Below are 15,442 nucleotides of genomic sequence, written 5' to 3'. Positions count from 1 at the left end.
TCAGAACGGAGAAATCGAGCCGAAGAAGCGCGACAGCCATCCCGGACGGCTCGCCCGCTGGACCGCGCCCTGGCCCGTGTAGATGATCCGCGCATTGGCAACGCGCGAGGACGGCAGCGTGTTGTCGACATCAATATCGACGAGCCGGATGCGACCTGAGAACTGGACCCACTCATCGCCCTGCGAAAGCGCCATTTGTTTCTCTCCAACCACTTCAGCCGTTCCGTTCGGGTAGATCGCGGCAATCGTGACCGCGACGGTGCCGGTCAGCTGGCTCTGCTGCGCGGCATTCCCAGAACCATTGAACGACCCAGAGCCCGAAGCATTAAGAGCATCGGGGTTGAGAAAGCCGAGCGGCCCGGCGCTGGGCGGTATAAGTGCGAGGCCGCCGGAGCGGTCTGTCTGCCCGGTTATGCTCTTCGATGTGGCGGTGCTTTCAACCAGCAGGATCGTGACCATGTCGCCGAGGCCCCGCGCGCGCGTTCCGGTGACGAGCGGCGCATAGCCCTGGCTCGCCTGATAGATCGAACCCTTGTTCGCATATTCGGCCCCTGCGATCGGCGCCATGGCAGGCGGCGGCGGAGGTGCAGCAAAGCCAAGCTCGCGCTTGGCTCCGTTCGCAAGGCAGGCGGAAAGCGAGAATGCGGCAAGTGTCAGCGTGGCGAGGCGGAAGATCCGTTTCATGATCGGCCTCACAGCGTCTGGTTCGCGTTGCGAAGCATCTCGTCGACCGAGCTCACCATCTTCGAATTGATCTCGTAAGCGCGCTGCGCCTCGATCATTTCGACCAGTTCCTCGACCACGTTGACGTTCGAGGTTTCGAGCATGCCCTGGCGGATGTTCCCGCGCCCGAACTGCCCGGCAAGGCCTGCATCGACCGGACCGCTGGCCGCCGTCTCGACGAGGAAATTGTCGCCGATCGCGCGAAGCCCTGCCGGATTGACGAAGCTTGCGACTTGAAGCTGCCCGATCTGGATCGGCGCGGTCTGTCCCGGCTGCACTGCGCTGACCGTGCCATCGGGAGCGATGGTGATATTCTGCGCGCCCTGCGGCACTTGGATCGGCGGGGTCAGCGCATAGCCCTGGGTCGTGACCAGCTGGCCTTCGGGCGACAGCGTGAAGTTCCCTGCGCGGGTGTAGGCAATGTCGCCGCCACCGGGCAGTTCGACCTGGAAGAAACCGGGTCCGTCGAGCGCGAGATCGAGCGAATTGCCTGTCTGGTTGAGCGTCCCCTGCGCCTCGATCCGGCTTGTGCCGGTCACCTGCACGCCCGTGCCGAGATTGAGCCCGGTCGCAAAGGCGGTCTGCTGGGTGGATTGCTGCCCGGCAACGCGCATCTCCTGATAGGCGAGCGTCGCAAATTCGGCGCGGTCGCGCTTGAAGCCGGTTGTGCCGATATTGGCGAGGTTGTTGGCGATGACGCGCATGCGCGCATCCTGTGCCTCGAGCCCTGTGCGGGCGACGTGAAGGGCGGAAGTGGGCATGGTTCAATAGTTCCTTGAAATTGGGTCTGAGGCTCGGGCGCTTTGTCAGCCCATGGAGAGCAAGCGGCTGCTCGCTTCATCGAGCTCGCCGGCGGTCTGGATGATCCGCGCGCGCTGTTCGAAAGCGCGCTGGGCATCGATCATGTCGATCAGGGTCCCGGCGGTCTCCACATTCGATCCCTCAAGCGCTCCGGGGATCACCCGCGCAGTCGGGTCTGTGGGAAGCACACCGCCACCGGGAACTCGCAGGAAGCTGTCGGTGCCCTTTGCGAGCGCGCTGCCTTGCGGGGAGGCCAGCTTGATCCGGTCGATTGCAGCGGGTTCCTCACCCGGCGCTGCGGGGTCGGATGCAAGCAGCGTCCCGTCGGGCGCGACTGTCACGCGAAAACCCGCGGGCACCGTCACCGGCGCGCCGCTTTCGCCAAGCACCGGCAGGCCCTCTCCGTTTTCGAGCAGGCCCGTGGGCGCAACGCGCAAGTCTCCGCGGCGCGAATAAACCTCGCCTCCGCCGGGCGATTGAAACGCGATGAGCGCCTCGCCCTCCACCGCGATATCGAGCGGCTGTCCGGTGGGATTGACCTTGGCAGGTGCCATATCCGCCGATCGCACCGCGCCCTTCGCCAGCGAGCGCGCCTCTATCGAACCGTCTCGCAGCGTCGAAGGCGTTACCGTGAAGACCTCCTTGCGAAAGCCCGGTGTCGAGGCGTTTGCGAGATTGTTTGCCACCATGCGCTGGCGGTTCATGCTCGCATCCATGCCGGTGAGCGCGGTGTAGATCAGGCGGTCCATCGTCTACGCCTTACCGCTGCAGGTTGAGCACGGTCTGGGTAATCGCGGTCGCTGTGTCGATCGCGCGCGCATTCGCCTGGAAATTGCGCTGTGCGGTGAGGAGCGAGACCATTTCCTCGGCAAGATCGACGTTCGAGCGTTCGAGCGTGCCCGTCGCGATCGCGCCGAAGTTGCCGACGCCGGGCTGGCCGAACTCGGGATCGCCCGATTCCGCGGTCGCCTCCCACTTGGTCTGCCCGATCGAGCGCAGGCCCCCATTTGCGGGGAAGGTTGCGAGCGACAACATCGCAACCGGCTCGCTGAAGCCGTCGGAATAGGTCGCTGTCAGCACCCCGCGCGCATCGAAGCCGACGCTGGTGAGCTGGAAATCCTGCGTCGCGCCCGTGCCGGGATCGGTCACCGTGCGCGAGGTGGGGATGGTGATGTCGGCGGGGACATTCGAGGTCGGTGTGCCCGCGCCGTCGACCGGGAAGCCCTGAATGCGGTCGCCGAATGCGTCCTGCAGAGTGCCGCTGGCGACAATTTCGAGGTTGCCGTTGCGGGTAAAGTTTATGTCGCCCGAAATCGCGTTGGCAGAGGTGATGAAGCCTCCACCATTGATCGCGATATCGAGCGCCCGGCCCGTCTGTTCCAGCTGGCCGAGGCCGAAATCCTGCGAGATGCGCGAGACAGTCGCGCCGATCCCGGGCGTAGTGCGCGGATCGGTGCTACCACCGCTCGCGACGAGGTCGGAGAATTGCGCGCTCGACTTCTTAAAGCCGGCGGTTTCGGCATTGGCGATGTTGTTCGAGATGACGCGAAGGTCGGTCTCTGCATTGCGCATGCCGCTGAGCGAGGTGAAGAATGACATGGATTTGTTCCTTGGGTGGTTCGGGGGTCAGGTGGCGATCTGGTTCGCAAAGGCGGCAGCCTCGGCAGCCGAAGCGGCGGCGGCTGCCGCGCGCTCCTGCGCTTCGATCAGCGCGTCGAGCTTGGCGGAAATCTCATCGAGCGTGGCTCGCGAGGCCGTGCCGTTCTCAAGGTTCGAGAACTGCGCCAACTGGGCGAGCATCTGCTCGTTCGATTGTGGTTCAAGCGGGTCCTGATTGGCGAGCTGCGCAGTCATCAGCCGCAGGAAATCTTCGGAATCGAGCGATGCCGCGGCGCTCTCCCTTCGAATGGTCGAAGGCGCGTTGATCCGGTCGAGATTGGCCTTGAGGTCAGCGCCAGACGGCGTGGTGATGGCATTCATTTCAATTGCTCCTGAGCGTTTCCAGCATCAGCTGTTTCGCGGTCTGAAGCGCCTGAACCATGTTCTGGTACTGGCGCGCGCTATCCATGATCTCGACCATCTCGGCGCTTTCATCGACGGGCGCTTCGAAAACGTGCCCCGTCTCGTCGGCGAGCGGATGCGAAGGGTCGTAGCGCTTGCTGGGCGCTTCATTGGACTGGGTGATGCCGGCTGTTTGCACGCTCGAAAGCCCGCTCGCGCGGTCGAGCTCGGCCCGGAAAACCGCGCGCATCGGCCGATAGGCTTCGGCCTCGGACGAAGCGACCGATCCGGCATTGGCGAGATTCGAGGTGGCGACATTCATGCGCACGAGCTGCGCTGACATCGCGCGCTCGGTCATGGAGAAGAGGGTGGTACGCTCAGACATCGATCACTCGCCCTTAAGCGCGCGGGTGATCGTGCTGACCTTCCCCTGCACGAAGCTGAGCGTTGCGGAATAGGCCAGAGCGTTCTCGGCAAAGGCGACCTGTTCGCGCGACAATTCGACCGTGTTTCCATCGAGCGTGGGCATGGCGGAGCGCCGATAGAGCAGTTCGGGCTCGCCAAAGGCTGCAGGCGCGCCGCGCTGTGTCTCCAGCCGCGCATTGAGTGCCGCGTTGAAGTCCATGTCGCGCGCCTTGAAGCCCGGCGTTGCCGCATTGGCGATGTTCGACGCGATCACGCCCATGCGCTGCGATCGAAGCTCAAGCGCGGCACCGTGTATTCCGAAAATCGTCTCTGACATGATCGAGCCTTCGCATTCCTCTGGACGGTGAGAACCGGGTTTGCCGGGAGGGTTGCAGAATGCGTGCCAAGTGCCTCGGAAGGGGCAGGATCGGGCGCCGGAGCACGGCGGACCGGCAAACAACGGCAAAGCCTTGCAGGCGAACGGCAATCCGCTGCCTTGCCGTGTCCATCACCTTAATCCTGCACGTTGGCATCCGTTCTCATGGCGACACACAAACGGTCGATCACGCGGGAGACGGTACGAATGATGAGCGCGCTTGCGCCCCTGATCGACATTTCCGCGATCAGCATCGTGATTGCCGGGACCTGGGCGGCGGCTGCCGCACGCAGCGGGCGCAGCGGCTTGGCGAGCGGCGTGCGCGCGCTTTTGCGCCTTGGGCATCGCGGGTTCGATGAAGGTGCCAACCGTTCAGCGCTCGCACGGTGCGCCGTCAGCATCAGCAAGCGCGGCGCCCTTTGCAGCGAAACCGATCTGCCGCCTGACCCTGACCTGGCAGCATCGGTCGAACGCTATCTTTCAACGGGTAGCCTCGATAAACTTCACGAAGCCGCTTGCGAAGCGCGCAAGGCGCGCCTTGCCGACAGAGCGCGCGGGGCACGCCTTTTCGAGACTGCAGGCGAACTTGCACCGGTTTTCGGTCTGGTCGGCACTCTTTTTGCCATCACCCAGCTGATGCCGGGCCCGGGGTTCGAGACCTCGCAGACAATCATGGCCTCGCTCGCAAGCGCGGTGCTCTCCACGCTCTACGGCGTGCTGACCGCGCATCTGGTCTACTTCCCGATTGCCCGAGCAATCGAGCGCCAAAGCGATGCGGAAGAACACGTCCGCAGCGCAATGCTAGACTGGTTTCTGAATGAGATCGGCCCGCATCGCGTGCGCAACACGTCGCAATTGAGAGACGCCGCATGAACCCGGCTGCACCGCAAAGCTGGCAGCTTGTGCTCGCAGATCTTGCGCTGATCCTTTTCCTGGTGACGCTTTCCGGATTGGCCGGCAGCGAAACCGAGGATGTGGCTGGCGGCAAGACGTCCTCGCCAACTCAAGAGCCACAATTCGCGCCCTCCCAAGCGCTTTTTCGGCCATCGGCGTCAGGACCAGACTTGCGCGAATGGCTGGCCAGCCAGCCCGTCGATCATCGCTCCACATTAACGATTTATGCTCAGTATCAGGGCGAAGACCGAGCCGCAGCGTGGGCTGCTGCGCAAAGGCTTTCCGCGCAAGCGGATGAGGCAGGTTATGCCGTGCGCATCGTCATCGCGCGCGGGGAGGAAAGCGACCTCTATGCAAGCCTCGCTTACGATGCGCCAATGCAGCCGATCAGGCCCTAGCCCGTGACAATCCGATCGCGGCCCTCGCGCTTGGCCTCATACAAGGCTGCGTCAGCGCGCGCGAGCGCATCGCGGGCGTCGCCCGCCCCATGCACCTGTGCAATACCGCCTGAGAACGTGATCTTCCCAAAGGATTTACCGGTTTCGCGGTTGACCATGCGCTTGAGTGCCTGAGCCCGCCGGACTGCGTCGAGCTTGCGCCATGCCTCCTCAAGATCGACATCGTGGAGCAACAGGACAAACTCCTCTCCACCGTGGCGAGCGACGAAGCAGTCGTTACTGGCATGATCGTTCAAGGTGCCTGCAATCGCGACCAACACCCGGTCACCGGCATCGTGGCCGTGCTTGTCATTGACCTGTTTGAAATTGTCGACGTCGCAAAAGGCAACGCAGAGCTTTGCTCCCTCTTGCTCGACCTTCTGTGCGGCCGCGATCAGCTGGCGCTCGAACGAACGGCGATTGGGAAGCCGGGTCAGGTGATCGACATCGGCCTCGATCCGAGCCTCGGCGAGACTTGAGCGCAGCTTGTCGGTCTCGGCCTGACTGCGTTCCATGGCGGCTTCCGCCTCGCTCAGGCGGTCCAACATTGCACGAGACAGGTCAATCACGCGGGTTACGTCCGGGGCGATCGGCTGCGCATCGTCATTGATCGACAGCCGCTCTATTTCCGCACCCAGCGCGCCGCGATGTTCGCATGTCTCGTCCTGAGCCGACTTCGCCGTCTGGGCAAAACGCATCAGCGCATATTCCATCCGGTCCATAAGCTTTTCGAGCTCGTTCATGCGTTTGCCCGTCTCCGGGTCGAGCCGCATCACCGTATCAAGCCAGCGCTGGTCAATCGGTTCGCGCGCAATCTCTCTTTGAGCGACCGCCTCTGCCAAGGCGACATTCGTGCCTGAAAGGGCGGTCCCGATCGCGGCGAGATTGGCGCCGGTCACGTTCAGATCATGTCGCATGATAAAATCGGAAATGCGCTCAAGCAATTCGCGGCGCGCCTCACGCGCCCGGCTCATCGGTGGATTGTCGAGCGGCTTGAGAAGCGGCTGTGTCGGCATTGCGGCGTCGTGTCCTTGGCATGGCTGGCAACACCCAAGTGCCTATGGCCGCGAAGTTAAATCGGGCCTCTGCCACGCTTCGCAATCTCCCTTAATGCGCTGATTGGCATGGCGTTTGCTTCATGAGCTCGCAGGAAAAAGCAAATCGCTCATGGCCAATTGAAAGGCAGAGAATGAAACTCACCGCACCAGCACGCTACCCGCGCGTAAAGGGCGCCCTGATTGCAGTCGGGCTTTCCGGAATGCTCGCAGCCGCCGCGCCCGTCGGCGCGCAAAATGCCACTCAGGGTCCCCACATGGATCCCGCCGCGATTGACCGCGCCATCGTCGAATTTACGGGCTTGCCCATCGGACAGGAAGGCAGTGCACGCATGCCCGCCGACCGGCGGCTCAGGCTGGCGGCATGCGCTGCTCCGCTTGGCATCAGTTGGCATGGCAGGGCGCGTACGACCCTTGCGGTGAGTTGCGCAGGGCCCCAGCCTTGGCGCATCTTCATCGCCGCTCACACAGCCAATGTGCCGGACAAAGCGGAGCCTGTTGTCACCCGAGGCGACCCGCTCACGATTGCGGTGCGGGGACGCGGCTTCACGGTTCAGCAGGCAGGCGAGGCGATGGAAAATGGCAGCCCAGGCGACTGGATCGCCGTGCGCACTTCGCGCGATGCTCAGCCGGTCCGCGCCCGCATTGAGCGGCCCGGCCTCGCGATCATTCCGGCCCCGTGAACAATCGCTCCCACAGGCCTTAAAGACGCGCTCGCCCAGCCGTTCTCACCCATGATAGCACCACCCGGAGAAGCACCATGCCCTCTTTCGAACTGAGCAAATTGCAGTCCGTCACTGCGCCTCGCGCTCTGTCCGACACCGACATCGCCGCAGGTCGTCCACCGGCAGGCGAGAGCAATCGGACGGGTGTCCCGTCCGGGGCGCAGGGCGTCTCCATCGAAGTGAGCGGATCGCTCGACACGCAAAGAGCGCCAGTCGACAATGATCGTGTCGCGCAAATTCGCGAGGCTCTCAAGGACGGCAGTTACCCGTTGGTGCCGACGGAAATCGCCGATGCGATGATCGCAGCGCAGCTCAGCCTAGGGATAGGGCGTTGAGCACCGGCGCCACAAATCTCACCGGCAATCTGCGGCAGATGATTGCCGTGCTGGAGGCCGAGCGGCAAGCGCTTGCCGGACTTGATGCCGATGCCCTTCTTGAACTCGCGCGCGACAAAGAGGCGCTGTGCGATGCGATTGCACCCTTTGGCCCCGAAGCGCTTGACCCGCGGGTTCGTGACCTCGCCGAGGCCGCACGGTCGCTGAACGAAGTAAACCGGCGGGTGCGCAACCTGCTCGCTGCCAATGTGACCACCCGGCTTGAAGCGCTTGGCGGAGCGCGGCCAGCTTACGAAGTGCGCGGCGGAGCAATCGCCTGACGGCTTGGCTGACGCATTAACCGTGTTTGGCACGGCGCTTGCTGACCTTCCTCTCGCGGGCTTCGCGGATTGAGCGGGGCCCAAGAGAAGCAGCAAGCGAGGCCCCACGTGAACCCGCAATCCGTTCCCAGTTCCGCGATCCGCAGCGCCTTTGAACAGGCTGCCCGCGTCCATCATGGCGCGCACCCTCAGCAAGGGGCCACCAGACAGATCGCCGCGCAAGCCGCACTCGAAGCCAGCACACCCGCGCGCCCGAGCGTAGAAGAAGCCATTGCAAACGCGGCGCAGGCGACGAGCGTCGACTTCGATTTCCTTGTGGCTCAAGCTCAAGTGGAATCGGCCATGAACCCGACGGCGCGCGCGAGAACGTCAAGCGCCACTGGGCTCTACCAGTTCATCGAGAGCACCTGGCTCGGCACCATGCAGCGCCATGGCGCACGCTTCGGCCTTGGCAATATCGCCGCGCAAATCGACACGACACCAGGCGGCACCGCCTATGTCGCAGACCCCAATGCGCGTCAGGCGATCCTTGCGATGCGCAACGACCCCGAAGTCGCCTCGCTCATGGCAGCAGGACTGGCAGAGGACAACCGCTCACATCTCGCCCCGATCCTTGGTCGGCAACCCGATCATGGCGAGCTTTACCTTGCGCATTTCCTCGGCGCTGGCGGAGCCGGGCGGTTCCTGTCGGAGATGGCGCAGGATCCCAACCAGAGCGCGGCTGCGCTGTTCAGGCGGCCTGCCGCTGCAAACCAGCCAGTGTTCTTTGAAAGAAACGGCGCGCCGCGCAGCCTTGCAGGGGTAATGGATTACCTGAGCGCGAAGCTGGAGCGCGCTCGTTCGGATGTGCCAGCGAGCCCCCCGCCAGCCTACGCCGCAGCCTCGCTCACCCCGCCGGACAGTATCCGCCCGCCTTACATGATCGCGGACGAGGCCGTGTTCGGCCCGCGCACTCCGCCGACCCTGACAGGTCAGGATCGCCCAACCATTGCATCGTCATCCACATTGGCGCTGGCAGCGCCCAGTTCGCGCGCTCCGATATCCGACATGCTCGACAGTCAGGAAAGCGCAGCCAAGCTGGGTAGCGAGGCCCATGCGAAACAGGTTCGTCGCGCCTATGATCAGCTGAAGGCGCTTGGCCTGTGAGCACGGCGACAACCCCCGCGACCTCGCTGATTGAGCGGCTTCAGTCTGCACCAGCCGCGATGGCATTGCCGGTCGGCATATTCGCGCTGTTCGTGCTGATGGTGCTGCCGATCCCGCCGCTGCTGCTCGACATGTTTTTCGTGCTCAACATCGCGATCGCGGTCGCGGTGCTCATGGTCGCGTTGAACGCGCGCGCGCCCCTCGATTTCTCGTCCTTTCCGAGCGTGCTTTTGTTCGCGACGCTGCTGCGCCTGGCGCTCAACGTGGCCTCCACCCGGATTGTGCTCGTCAACGGCCACGAAGGCGGAAACGCCGCGGGCGAGATTATCGAGAGCTTCGGTCAGTTCCTTGTCGGCGGCAATTTCGCTGTGGGCCTGTTCGTTTTCTGCATCCTCCTCATCATCAACATGATCGTCATCACCAAGGGTGCGGGGCGGGTCTCGGAAGTGTCCGCCCGCTTCGTCCTCGATGCCTTGCCGGGCAAGCAGATGGCGATCGACGCCGACATTGCCGCTGGCCTGATTACTGCCGACGAAGCCCGCGCGAGGCGGCGTGAAGTAACGGTTGAGGCGGATTTCTACGGCTCGATGGATGGCGCGTCGAAATTCGTGAAGGGCGATGCGATTGCCGCGCTGCTGATCCTCGGCGTCAACATTATCGCCGGTTTTGCGCTCGGCATGATCAGCCATGGCCTGTCAGCCGCCGAAGCGGGCGAGCTTTACATCACACTCGCGGTTGGAGACGCGCTTGTGGCGCAGGTCCCCGCGCTGCTGCTCTCCATCGCGGCCGCCGCCATCGTCACGCGCGTTGCCGATACGCGCGATCTTGCCGGTCAGATCGGCGGACAGTTCGCCGATCCGCGCGGATGGTTGCCGGTCGCAGCGATCCTTGCAGCCATCGGTGTGGTCCCGGCGATGCCGCAGATGATCTTCATCCCCGCCGCCGCCATCGCAGGCGCGATTTGGTGGACCTTGCGCAAACGCGCGGAGCAGCCCGTGCTTGAAGGGCCGCTGGAGGAAAGCGCGCCCGCAGACCATATCGACATTGCCGAGGTTTCCGACCAGACGCTTGTCACGATAGAGCTTGGCTATGGCCTCGTGCACCTCGTCGACGAGGCGAAAGGCGCGCCGCTCCTCACCCGCATTACTGGTATTCGCAAGCAGATGAGCCGCGATCTCGGCTTCGTCCTGCCGCAGTTCCGCATCAGGGACTCGCTTGAGGCAGGCGCGAACGAATACCGCGTGATCCTGGGCGGGTTGGTGGTCGCGAGCGGTGCGGTAAGGCCGCAAAAGCTGCTCGCCATCGACACCGGCGACGTGCGCAATGGCCATGCGGTGACGGGCGAAGCCACGCGCGATCCCAGCTTCGATTGCCCCGCCCTTTGGATCGACCCTGCCGCGCGCGATCACGCCATCGCCGAAGGGTTCCTAACCGTCGATCCGGGCACAGTTATCGCCACGCACACCAACCAGGAATTGCTGCGCCTCGCTCACCAATTGCTCGGCCCCGAGGAAGTGCGCGCCATGATCGAGGATTTGAAAACCCGCGCCCCCGCGCTGATCGACGCTGTGCATCCCGACCCGCTGACCCTGCCCGCGCTCACCCGCATCCTGCGCGCTCTGATCGCTGATGGTATCGGGCTGGCTCACCCTCAGCCGCTTTTCACCAGCCTCGCACTCGCGCTCCAGACCACGCAGGATTTCGACGCGCTGATCGATGCGGTGAGAGCCGATCTCGGCGCGCGGCTGATCGCGCGGATTTGCGAGCCAGGTGCGCGGCTCAGGGTGCTCACTCTCGATGCAGCGCTCGAAAGCGCGATCCTTGGTGGGATGGTCGATCCGGCAAGCGGCCAGCCGCTGATCGAACCCGATTGCGGCGCAATGATCGTGGCGCGCGTCAATGCTGCCATCGACGAGGTCGGCGGGCCTGTTGCCCTGATCGTGCAGCCTCCTGCACGCCGCGCTCTCGCGAGCCTGCTTCGCCCGCGCGCGCGCCAGTGCCAGGTACTCTCGATCAACGAGCTGCCTGCAACGCAGCCTGTGGAGGTGATCGCTACCATCGGCGCTGAAACCGCGCCTGAAGGCCTGCCCGCTCCAGACGTCCCGCAGGCCGCGCCAGCGCAGGAGATGGCCGCGTGAAGCACGACCATTCCGCTTTCGCCGGCGCGCATGGTTATGGCGCAACCTCGCGCGATCAGGTCGAGGACCGTGTGCGCCGGTTCCTGCCGCTGGTTCGCCGCGCGGCTTGGCACATTTACGGTTCGGGCCGCGAGGGACTGGAGATCGAGGACCTCATGCAGGCAGGCGTCGTCGCGCTCACCGAATGCGCTCAGCGGCACGAGGGGCCGGGCGAGGACGGCTTTGCCGCCTATGCCAAGATCCGCGTGCGCGGCGCGATGTTCGACCAGATCCGCAAGCTGATGAACGACACGCGCACCGCGCGAAAGAAACGCGCGCAATTGGGCGAAGTGGTCGAGCGATTGCGCAACGAGACGGGCGAAGAGCCCTCCCGCGCGCGGATTTGCGAGACGCTCGGGATCAGCGACGCCGAACTGCTCGAAATCGAAGCCTCGAGCGTCACCGTCACCTCGATCGCCGATGAATACGACGAGACCAGCACCGCCTTTGCGAGCGACGATCCCGACCCGTTTCAGGTGCTCGCCGGAAACGAGGATCGAGAGCGCCTGATCGCGGCGATGGTCAAGCTACCCGACCGGCTGAAGCTCGTGCTCCAGCTGTTCTTTGTCGAGGAGCTGAACCTCACCGAGATTGCTACCGTGCTCGAAGTCAGCGTCCCGCGCGTCCACCAGCTGCGCGCAAAAGCCCTGAAGGATTTGCGCGCACTGATGGAGGCTGACGCCTAGCCTGCATCCTCATGCGCGGTTGCGGCGTGAGTTGCGCCCTCGGAGCCACCGGCGCCGCCCGCTTCCCACCAATAGTCGCGCCGCCCGCCATCGCCGGTCTCGACTTCCTGCATGGTCGCCGCGTCATACAGACGCCCGCCGAGCATCACGCGCACGATCTTGTCCGAATTGCGGATATTCTCACTCGGGTCTTCGCTCAGGATCACGAGGTCGGCGAGTTTGCCTTCCTCAAGGCTGCCGATGTCACCCGCCATGCCGAGCGAGCGCGCAGGCGCGATGGTGGCGGCGCGCAGCGCCTCGACCGGGCTCATACCGCCGCGAGCAAAGCTCCAGATTTCCCAATGCGCTCCGATGCCCGCTTGCTGGCCGTGTGCGCCAATCGAGACCTCGACCCCGCGCTGCGCGATCTTGTGCGCCTCGCGTGCGGCGTTGTCGTCGACGAAGGCCCATTCGGGCGCGGTCGTGCGGCGCCCGGTCTGCGCGAGCAGCACCTTGGGCGGGGTGTGAACCATCAGCGGGTTCTCCCAGACATTGGTCGCCTGCCGCCAGTACGGATCGCCAGCCAGCCCGCCATAGGTCACGTTGAGCGTCGGCGTATAATTCGAGTTCGACGCGCCGAAGAATTGCAACACATCCTCGTACATGACGTCGCCGGGGATGTTGTGCTCGATGGTCGAATTGCCGTCGGCGATGAGGTTCATGTCCATCCCGAACAGCGAGCCACCCTCAGCCACGACCAGTACGTTTTCCTCGGCAGCGGCGCGTGCGACCATCTGGCGCTGTTCGCGGCGCGGCTGGTTGTAGTTCTTTACCGAAATGCCGCCCTGCGCCTTGATCCGGCGGACGTGAGCGAGCGCGTCGTCATAGTCGTCGATCCGGGCAAAGAAGCCGGGGGCCTTAGCACCGTAGATGATCTCGCCGGTCGAATAGATGCGCGGACCCAGCATCGTGCCCGCACGCTGGCGTTCGGCAGCGGCGAAGACGGTCGAGGCATCGCTTGACGGGTTGTGGATCGTGGTCACGCCAAGCGCGAGGTCCTGAACCAGCGTCCAGTTCTGCTGCGGAATGAAATCGCCGGTGCCATAAGGTCCGTGCGCATGCGCATCGACGAGGCCGGGGATGATCACCTGTCCGCTTGCATCGACCATGGTCGCACCAGCCGGAACCGTGACCTCGTCAGCCGTGCCAATTGCGGTGATCCGGTCGCCGGTGATGACGATCGTGCCGTTCTCGATCGCGCCCGCATCGGTCGCATCGAGCCCGTCGGCCATCGTCAGGATACGCGCGCCGGTGATAGCGACGGTGCCGGTCGGCTTGTCGGCGGCGACGGTAAGCGCCATCGAGATGCCCGTCTCGGGCGGTGAGTATCCCTCGTCCTCGTCACCCTCTCCCTTGGGAGCATTGGCGAAGAAGTCGGAGACGCTTGCGCGCATAAGCTCAGGCCCGATGGACCAGAACAGGGTCTCTCCGCCATTGGCAAAGCCGATATAATCCGCCCCGCCTTCGGAGACCTTGGTGATCGGCAGCGGGCCGCTGGTTTCATCGACGCTGATCGCCTGACCGCCGGGGATCAGCGGCATTGCGAAGACCTCGTAATTCTGGCGGAAGGCGACCGTGCGGCCATCGGGAGAGACACGAAAATCGCTCGGCAGCGCGCCCTTGATGATGGTGCGCTGGTCTTCGCCATCGAGATCGGCGGAAACGAGCTGGAGCCCATCACCGCTGCCGGTGGTCATGTAGATGCGCTCTGGGTCGCTGCCGAATTGCGGGTTCGAGCCTGAGCGGCTCACCCGCATCGGCTCGCCGCCGTTGGACGGGATCATGTAGATGCCAGTCGTCTCGGAATAGGCAGGCGAGGTCAGGAAACCGCCGCCGCGCTTTTCGTAAGCGATGTGGCGACCATCGGGTGACCAGGTGAGGTCGCCGTAATGGCCCGGCTCGCTGGTGATGGCGCGCGGGTTCTGTCCGTTCGCATCTGCGGTGATGATGCGGCCCAGATCCTCATCGGTCCACTCGACATAGGCGATGCGCGAACCATCGCGGCTGAATGCGAGGAAGCCTTCGATAGTGCCCTCTGCCGCCCCGGTCAGCGGACGAGGCGCATCGCGGCCTCTCGCAGATTTGGTGTAGAGCCGCCCGAGGCTTTCGAACACGACCTGCGTGCCATCGGGCGACAATTGCCCGAAGCGCGGCATGGTGGTGGTGAAGCGGTCTGGCGACACCTCGATTGCAGGGTGCGGGGCATCGGCGATGCCGCGTGTATCGTCGATGGAGAAGGGTATCTCGGCAAAGTTCGACCCATCGCTATCGATCCGGTTGAGCTTGCCGCCCGCCCAGAAGACGATGCTGCGCCCGTCAGGTGTCCAGTCCATGTTCGGATAGACGCCGTAGACCGCCCAGGTTTCCTGCAAGTCGAGATCAAGCGCGTCGTAGATCATCCGCTCAGCCCCGGTGGCGAGATCCTTGACCCACAACTGGCTCGTATCCTTGTCGCGGCGAACGAAGGCCATCTCGGTTCCGTCAGGCGAAGGGGTCGGGCGAACCGCGCCGCCATAGCCATCGACCGCAGTGGTAACTTCGCCCGTTTCAAGGTCGTGGCGCTCAATCGCGAAGATGCCGGTCTGCGAATCCTGCGCGTAGATGAACTGGTTCCCCGGCGTTGTGTTGCGGGTGTAGTAGATCGCCTCGCCATCGGGAGAGAAGACGGGTTCGCCCAACTCCTTTTGCAGAGCCTCGTCGGCGCGTTCGACAATCGCGACCCCGCCGCCGCCCGAGACGTGGTACATCCAGATTTCGCCCGTGCCCGCGCTTCGCGAAGTGGTGAAGTGCTTTTTGGCAATGATGAAGCGGCCATCGGGCGACCAGTAGGGCTGGTTCAGCAGGCGGAAGCTCTCCTTCGTCACCTGTCGCTTGTCCGAGCCGTCGACGTTCATCACCCAGATATTGTCACCCCCGCCCCGGTCCGAGGTGAAGGCGATCTTGGTCCCATCGGGCGAGAAACGCGGCTGCACCTCCCAAGCGAGCCCGTCCGCGATCCGGCGCGGCGTGCCGCCGGCGATCGGCATGGTGTAGATGTCGCCCAGAAGGTTGAACGCGATGGTGGAGCCGTCGGGCGAGACGTCGACATCCATCCACGTGCCTTCGTCGGTCTGGATGCGCACCTGCTCAATCGTCGCCCCGCGCGGCGCGGTCACGTCCCAGCCTTCCTCCTCGTGATCGTCGGCAATCGCCAGCGAAGGCATGGCAAGCATCGAGCCTGCCAGAAGTGCAGTGGTAAAGCGGCGCATGAAGGTATCTCCCGTGTTTGGCGCGGGAGACTAGCGGGGCGAATGAATATTGCTAGAGGGCGAAAAGTCGTTGG

Annotated in this window: 17 protein-coding genes; 8 read left to right on the top strand and 9 right to left on the bottom strand. The window is 64.2% G+C overall.

Features of this window, described 5'->3' with window-relative positions:
• From NAP1_RS14540 to flgB, 7 genes are read right to left on the bottom strand one after another with little or no spacing between them, the layout of a single operon-like run.
• The gene (locus NAP1_RS14540) at positions 1-684 is read right to left on the bottom strand and encodes a flagellar basal body L-ring protein FlgH (RefSeq protein ID WP_007166087.1); all 684 of its coding nucleotides are present in this window, start codon (positions 682-684) and stop codon (positions 1-3) included.
• A gap of 8 nt (positions 685-692) precedes the next feature.
• Positions 693-1,484 carry a flagellar basal-body rod protein FlgG gene (gene flgG / locus NAP1_RS14535; protein ID WP_007166086.1) on the bottom strand — a complete coding sequence of 264 codons (792 nt, stop codon included), beginning with the start codon at positions 1,482-1,484 and terminating at the stop codon, positions 693-695.
• Between the two features lie 45 nt (positions 1,485-1,529).
• Positions 1,530-2,273: a flagellar basal body rod protein FlgF gene (locus NAP1_RS14530; RefSeq protein WP_007166085.1), complete on the bottom strand. Its 744-nt coding sequence runs from the start codon at positions 2,271-2,273 to the stop codon at positions 1,530-1,532.
• 10 nt (positions 2,274-2,283) lie between these two features.
• Positions 2,284-3,123, bottom strand: a complete 840-nt coding sequence (locus NAP1_RS14525) for a flagellar hook-basal body complex protein (RefSeq protein WP_007166084.1) — start codon at positions 3,121-3,123, stop codon at positions 2,284-2,286.
• A gap of 27 nt (positions 3,124-3,150) precedes the next feature.
• Entirely contained in the window at positions 3,151-3,504 is a 354-nt protein-coding gene (locus NAP1_RS14520) for a flagellar hook assembly protein FlgD (protein ID WP_007166083.1), read from the bottom strand.
• Position 3,505: 1 nt separating this feature from the next.
• On the bottom strand, positions 3,506-3,910 hold the full coding sequence (gene flgC / locus NAP1_RS14515) for a flagellar basal body rod protein FlgC (RefSeq protein ID WP_040464501.1): 405 nt from the start codon (positions 3,908-3,910) through the stop codon (positions 3,506-3,508).
• A 3-nt stretch (positions 3,911-3,913) separates the two neighbouring features.
• Positions 3,914-4,267 (bottom strand): flagellar basal body rod protein FlgB, encoded by a 354-nt coding sequence (gene flgB, locus NAP1_RS14510; protein ID WP_007166081.1) that lies wholly within the window; start codon positions 4,265-4,267, stop codon positions 3,914-3,916.
• 204 nt (positions 4,268-4,471) lie between these two features.
• On the opposite strand from flgB, the gene NAP1_RS16115 reads away from it, so the two are divergent.
• A complete protein-coding gene (locus NAP1_RS16115) occupies positions 4,472-5,179 on the top strand; it encodes a MotA/TolQ/ExbB proton channel family protein (RefSeq protein WP_083776310.1) in 708 nt (235 codons plus the stop codon).
• Positions 5,176-5,598, top strand: coding sequence for a hypothetical protein (locus tag NAP1_RS14500; RefSeq protein WP_007166079.1), 423 nt, complete (start codon positions 5,176-5,178; stop codon positions 5,596-5,598). Before NAP1_RS16115 ends, NAP1_RS14500 begins: the two co-directional genes overlap by 4 nt.
• Here NAP1_RS14500 and NAP1_RS14495 read toward each other — a convergent pair.
• Positions 5,595-6,653: a diguanylate cyclase gene (locus NAP1_RS14495; RefSeq protein ID WP_007166078.1), complete on the bottom strand. Its 1,059-nt coding sequence runs from the start codon at positions 6,651-6,653 to the stop codon at positions 5,595-5,597. The genes NAP1_RS14500 and NAP1_RS14495 overlap by 4 nt on opposite strands.
• Positions 6,654-6,826: 173 nt before the next feature.
• On the opposite strand from NAP1_RS14495, the gene NAP1_RS14490 reads away from it, so the two are divergent.
• The 6 genes from NAP1_RS14490 to NAP1_RS14465 all read left to right on the top strand — a co-directional run bounded on the left by NAP1_RS14490 (position 6,827) and on the right by NAP1_RS14465 (position 12,081).
• On the top strand, positions 6,827-7,375 hold the full coding sequence (locus NAP1_RS14490) for a flagella basal body P-ring formation protein FlgA (RefSeq protein ID WP_007166077.1): 549 nt from the start codon (positions 6,827-6,829) through the stop codon (positions 7,373-7,375).
• Between the two features lie 77 nt (positions 7,376-7,452).
• Positions 7,453-7,752: a flagellar biosynthesis anti-sigma factor FlgM gene (locus NAP1_RS16110; protein WP_007166076.1), complete on the top strand. Its 300-nt coding sequence runs from the start codon at positions 7,453-7,455 to the stop codon at positions 7,750-7,752.
• Positions 7,749-8,072, top strand: coding sequence for a flagellar protein FlgN (locus tag NAP1_RS14480; protein ID WP_007166075.1), 324 nt, complete (start codon positions 7,749-7,751; stop codon positions 8,070-8,072). The genes NAP1_RS16110 and NAP1_RS14480 overlap by 4 nt, the downstream gene beginning before the upstream one ends.
• Before the next feature lie 108 nt (positions 8,073-8,180).
• Positions 8,181-9,218: a transglycosylase SLT domain-containing protein gene (locus NAP1_RS14475; RefSeq protein ID WP_007166074.1), complete on the top strand. Its 1,038-nt coding sequence runs from the start codon at positions 8,181-8,183 to the stop codon at positions 9,216-9,218.
• A gap of 59 nt (positions 9,219-9,277) precedes the next feature.
• Complete coding sequence (locus NAP1_RS14470; protein WP_050750436.1) at positions 9,278-11,356, top strand: flagellar biosynthesis protein FlhA; 2,079 nt, start codon at positions 9,278-9,280, stop codon at positions 11,354-11,356.
• On the top strand, positions 11,353-12,081 hold the full coding sequence (locus NAP1_RS14465) for a sigma-70 family RNA polymerase sigma factor (RefSeq protein WP_007166072.1): 729 nt from the start codon (positions 11,353-11,355) through the stop codon (positions 12,079-12,081). The genes NAP1_RS14470 and NAP1_RS14465 overlap by 4 nt, the downstream gene beginning before the upstream one ends.
• Here NAP1_RS14465 and NAP1_RS14460 read toward each other — a convergent pair.
• Entirely contained in the window at positions 12,078-15,368 is a 3,291-nt protein-coding gene (locus tag NAP1_RS14460; RefSeq protein WP_007166071.1) for an amidohydrolase family protein, read from the bottom strand. The two genes, NAP1_RS14465 and NAP1_RS14460, sit on opposite strands and share 4 nt — an antisense overlap.
• Between the last annotated feature and the right edge of the window lie 74 nt (positions 15,369-15,442).

Source organism: Erythrobacter sp. NAP1 (assembly GCF_000152865.1).
Taxonomy (GTDB): Bacteria; Pseudomonadota; Alphaproteobacteria; order Sphingomonadales; family Sphingomonadaceae; genus Erythrobacter.
The sequence above is the reverse complement of the archived record's forward strand: the minus strand, read 5'-3'. Positions and strand labels throughout refer to the sequence as shown.

What these genes read in the sequence shown, in the direction of transcription:
- flgG (WP_007166086.1), bottom strand. Translation starts at nt 1,484, where the DNA reads ATGCCCACTTCCGCCCTTCACGTCGCCCGCACAGGGCTCGAGGCACAG.
- NAP1_RS14520 (WP_007166083.1), bottom strand. Translation starts at nt 3,504, where the DNA reads ATGAATGCCATCACCACGCCGTCTGGCGCTGACCTCAAGGCCAATCTC.
- NAP1_RS16115 (WP_083776310.1), top strand. Translation starts at nt 4,472, where the DNA reads ATGGCGACACACAAACGGTCGATCACGCGGGAGACGGTACGAATGATG.
- NAP1_RS14490 (WP_007166077.1), top strand. Translation starts at nt 6,827, where the DNA reads ATGAAACTCACCGCACCAGCACGCTACCCGCGCGTAAAGGGCGCCCTG.
- NAP1_RS14460 (WP_007166071.1), bottom strand. Translation starts at nt 15,368, where the DNA reads ATGCGCCGCTTTACCACTGCACTTCTGGCAGGCTCGATGCTTGCCATG.
- NAP1_RS14530 (WP_007166085.1), bottom strand. Translation starts at nt 2,273, where the DNA reads ATGGACCGCCTGATCTACACCGCGCTCACCGGCATGGATGCGAGCATG.
- NAP1_RS14525 (WP_007166084.1), bottom strand. Translation starts at nt 3,123, where the DNA reads ATGTCATTCTTCACCTCGCTCAGCGGCATGCGCAATGCAGAGACCGAC.
- NAP1_RS16110 (WP_007166076.1), top strand. Translation starts at nt 7,453, where the DNA reads ATGCCCTCTTTCGAACTGAGCAAATTGCAGTCCGTCACTGCGCCTCGC.
- NAP1_RS14500 (WP_007166079.1), top strand. Translation starts at nt 5,176, where the DNA reads ATGAACCCGGCTGCACCGCAAAGCTGGCAGCTTGTGCTCGCAGATCTT.
- NAP1_RS14540 (WP_007166087.1), bottom strand. Translation starts at nt 684, where the DNA reads ATGAAACGGATCTTCCGCCTCGCCACGCTGACACTTGCCGCATTCTCG.
- flgB (WP_007166081.1), bottom strand. Translation starts at nt 4,267, where the DNA reads ATGTCAGAGACGATTTTCGGAATACACGGTGCCGCGCTTGAGCTTCGA.
- flgC (WP_040464501.1), bottom strand. Translation starts at nt 3,910, where the DNA reads ATGTCTGAGCGTACCACCCTCTTCTCCATGACCGAGCGCGCGATGTCA.
- NAP1_RS14495 (WP_007166078.1), bottom strand. Translation starts at nt 6,653, where the DNA reads ATGCCGACACAGCCGCTTCTCAAGCCGCTCGACAATCCACCGATGAGC.
- NAP1_RS14470 (WP_050750436.1), top strand. Translation starts at nt 9,278, where the DNA reads ATGGCATTGCCGGTCGGCATATTCGCGCTGTTCGTGCTGATGGTGCTG.